Below are 3,670 nucleotides of genomic sequence, written 5' to 3' on the forward strand. Positions count from 1 at the left end.
CCCAAAGCAATGTTTTTTGGTGGATTATTTTCTTATGACATAATTTCTAACTTTGAATCATTACCAATGTTAAAAAGAAAACAGAAATGCCCAGATTTCTGTTTTTATTTAGCAGAAACATTACTTGTTTTAGACCACCAAAAGAAAACATCTTTAATTCAAAGTAGTTTATTTATAGACGATATTAATGAAAAAAACAGAATAAAAAATAGATCTTTTGAAATTGAAAAAAAACTTAAAGAAAAATTAAATCCAATTTCTAATAAAAAAATTAAGGATATAAAACTAACCTCAAATTTAAGTGATCAAAAATACTGCTCTATAATAAAAAAATTAAAATACTCAATTCAAAGAGGTGAAATCTTTCAAGTTGTACCTTCTAGAAAATTTTATTTACCATGTTTAAATCCATTAGCTTCTTATCAACAATTGAAAAAATCTAATCCAAGTCCTTATATGTTTTTTATGCAAGATAAAGATTTTACATTATTTGGAGCATCTCCTGAAAGCTCATTAAAATATGATGATAAAACAAGAAAAATAGAGCTTTATCCAATCGCAGGAACTAGACCGAGAGGAAGAAAAAAAGATGGAACCTTAGATTTAGATTTAGACAGCAGAATTGAGCTTGAAATGAGAACAAATCATAAAGAATTAGCTGAACATTTAATGCTTGTAGATTTGGCTCGTAATGATCTTGCTCGTATTTGTGAACCAGGTTCTAGATATGTTTCTGATTTAGTGAGAGTAGATAAATATTCACATGTTATGCACTTAGTATCCAAAGTTATTGGAAAACTTAAAACAGAGCTTGATGCTTTACATGCATATGCAGCTTGTATGAATATGGGAACATTAACAGGTGCACCTAAAATAAGAGCGATGCAATTAATTGCTGAACACGAAAAAGAAAAAAGAGGCAGTTATGGTGGAGCTATTGGTTATTTTACAAATTCAGGAAATCTAGATATGTGCATAACTATACGATCAGCTTATATTGAAAAAAAAATCGCAACTATACAAGCAGGAGCTGGCATTGTTTTTAATTCGGTACCTGAAGACGAAGTAAAAGAAAGTTTAAATAAAGCACAAGCAGTTATTAATGCTATACAGTATTCACATCATTAAAAATTGGAGAGTATTTTAAAATGGCAAATATTTTACTTTTAGACAACATTGATTCATTTACTTACAATCTTGTAGAACAACTTAGAGTTCAAAATAACAAAGTCTTAATTTATCGTAATACTGTAGATATTAAAATTATTTTAGACATTATAAAAAATACAGAAAACCCCATACTATTTTTATCACCTGGCCCAGGTATTCCTAAAAATGCCGGATGTATGTTGGAGCTAATTAAAAAATTAAAAGGAAAAGTTCCTATGATAGGCATTTGTTTAGGCCATCAAGCGATCGTAGAGGCCTATGGCGGGTTGATTGGACAAGCAGGTGAAATATTCCATGGAAAAACGTCATTGATCAATCACGATGGTTTGGAGATGTTTAAAGGCATGCCTCAACCTCTACTAGTAGCTCGATATCATTCTTTAATATGTAACAAAATTCCTCAAGGGTTTGTAATTAATTCTTATCTTCAAAAAATCGTGATGTCTATAAGAAATAATACGGATCATATTTGTGGTTTTCAATTTCATCCTGAATCAATTTTAACTACATGGGGCAGTCAGTTATTAAAGAATATTTTGATATGGGCATTTTCTAAATACAATGATAGTAAAAACTAAAAAAAGTAAATTCAAAAAAATCACATCAAGCATGTCGTTGTTTAATCTACCCCCATCAAATTTAAAAAAAAATGAATATTCTAATACTATAGAAATTTATGATTCTATACCTAAGTACATCTGGAATTTAAAAAAAATTTATACTAATGAGTCTAATGCGATAATAATAAGAAAAACAAAAATCAGAGGTAAAAATTTTTTAATAAAAATTAAACCAGCTATTATCGAAAAAAAAAATTTTAAAACTACTTTAATTTATCCAGGACAAAGAGAAGAAATAATAGAAGACGCATTAAGGAAAATAGCTCTATATGGAAAAGATAAAATTGTTCAGGGAAAAGCTGGTGTAATATTTACTTTATACGAACTTCAAAAAGAACTTACAAAAACAGGGCATGGATATAATTTAAATGAAATAAAAGAAGGCATTGAGGTATGCGGGGGGGCTGTACTTGAATTTATGACAGAAGACAAAAAAACATTTATCAGCAGTAGTTTTTTCCCCTTAATAAAATTGACAAAAAAAAGCTGTTTATACACAAGTCACTATTCAAAATGCTACGTTCAATTTAATCCATTAGTTCATAACTCAATTATCGATAATTCCTTCAAGCAATACAATTATACTATATGCATGCAAATTCACTCTCCTCTTGCAAGATATATGTACAAAAGAATGAGTCATTACTGGACTCAAGCGCATGAAAAATTACCTTATACACCATCATTGATTAGTTTTTTAAATTATAGCTCTAGAGAATCAAGCAAAAGAATTTCTGAAAACATACGTGCAATGAAAAACGCTCTCGATTTATTAATAAAAAAAAAGATAATTAATTACTATCAAAAAAAAGAAAAAAAAAATGGAAAAAAAATTATAGATATAAAATATATCATCACACCCCATGCAAATTTTATTAATCAAATTGTATCTTCCAACAAAAAAACAAAAAAATAGCATTTTTTTACAATTTTTTTAAAAAAAAGTTATCCACACTTTTCTGTGCATAAGTTTATATTAAAAATGTAAAAAAATAGCATTTTTTTTTTGATAAAACAAACATAACACTATGTTTTTTATGAATTTATTTTGTTTTTGAACACTTCAAAAAAACTGTTATTAACATGTTTATAACTCTGGGGATAAGTATTGTATACATGTTTATAAAATGTGTCGGAGTATATGGGAATACTGCACAGTAAAAAACGAAAAAACCCTTTAAAAACAAATAGTTAAATCAAAAAAAGGGGGTCGTAATCTTTAAAAAGATAAAAGAAATATATTTATATATATATGAATTATTAATTGTTATTTTTTTTTATTATTAAAGTTGTTATTAGTAAAGATCTATTTTACATAGTTTATAAAATACTTAATATATTATTATACACTTTTTTCAAATTAAAAAAAATTAAAAAGTAACATTGTTGATAAAACTGATTAAATTCGATATAATTAAAAAAATAAAAATTAAAAAATATTTAAAAAAAAAGAGATTTAATTCATGAAAAAAGATCCATATGAAATTACAGTTATTCAAAAAAAAGCTAATTATCATCAAGATCCCACTCTGATATTCAATCATCTTTGTAAACTAAAACCAGATACTTTACTTCTAGAAACAGCTGAAGTAACAAAAAAAAATAATCTGGAAAGCATTATGATTATTGATAGTGCAATACGCATTAGTGCTATCGATAACTTAGTTGAAATGATACCCCTATCAATAAATGGCGAAAAAGTTTTATCTATTTTAAAATTAATAATACCAAATCAAGTTCAATTTTTAATAAAAGACAAAAAATCCTATTTGATTTTCCCAAAATTTAAAAACAACATTGATGAAGATAAAAAACTATTTTCTTTATCAATTTTTGACACATTTCGTTTTATGATTAAAATATTTAAAACAAAAAAACCA

General features: G+C 26.2%; 1 protein-coding gene and 2 pseudogenes. All 3 read left to right on the forward strand.

The features are described 5' to 3' along the window. Positions 1-3: 3 nt before the first annotated feature. Positions 4-1,128: pseudogene (locus tag D9V75_RS03000) on the forward strand (anthranilate synthase component 1); the annotation flags it as partial. 20 nt (positions 1,129-1,148) lie between these two features. Beyond that, positions 1,149-1,727: pseudogene (locus D9V75_RS03005) on the forward strand (glutamine amidotransferase-related protein); the annotation flags it as partial. 4 nt (positions 1,728-1,731) lie between these two features. Further along, positions 1,732-2,706 (forward strand): plasmid replication protein, encoded by a 975-nt coding sequence (locus D9V75_RS03010; RefSeq protein ID WP_187306309.1) that lies wholly within the window; start codon positions 1,732-1,734, stop codon positions 2,704-2,706. Positions 2,707-3,670: the final 964 nt, after the last annotated feature.

The sequence above is a fragment of the Buchnera aphidicola (Muscaphis stroyani) genome (assembly GCF_005080865.1).
GTDB lineage: Bacteria > Pseudomonadota > Gammaproteobacteria > Enterobacterales > Enterobacteriaceae > Buchnera > Buchnera aphidicola_AG.

Excerpts from the sequence above, each read along its gene's own strand:
- D9V75_RS03010 (WP_187306309.1), top strand. The coding sequence starts at position 1,732 with ATGATAGTAAAAACTAAAAAAAGTAAATTCAAAAAAATCACATCAAGC.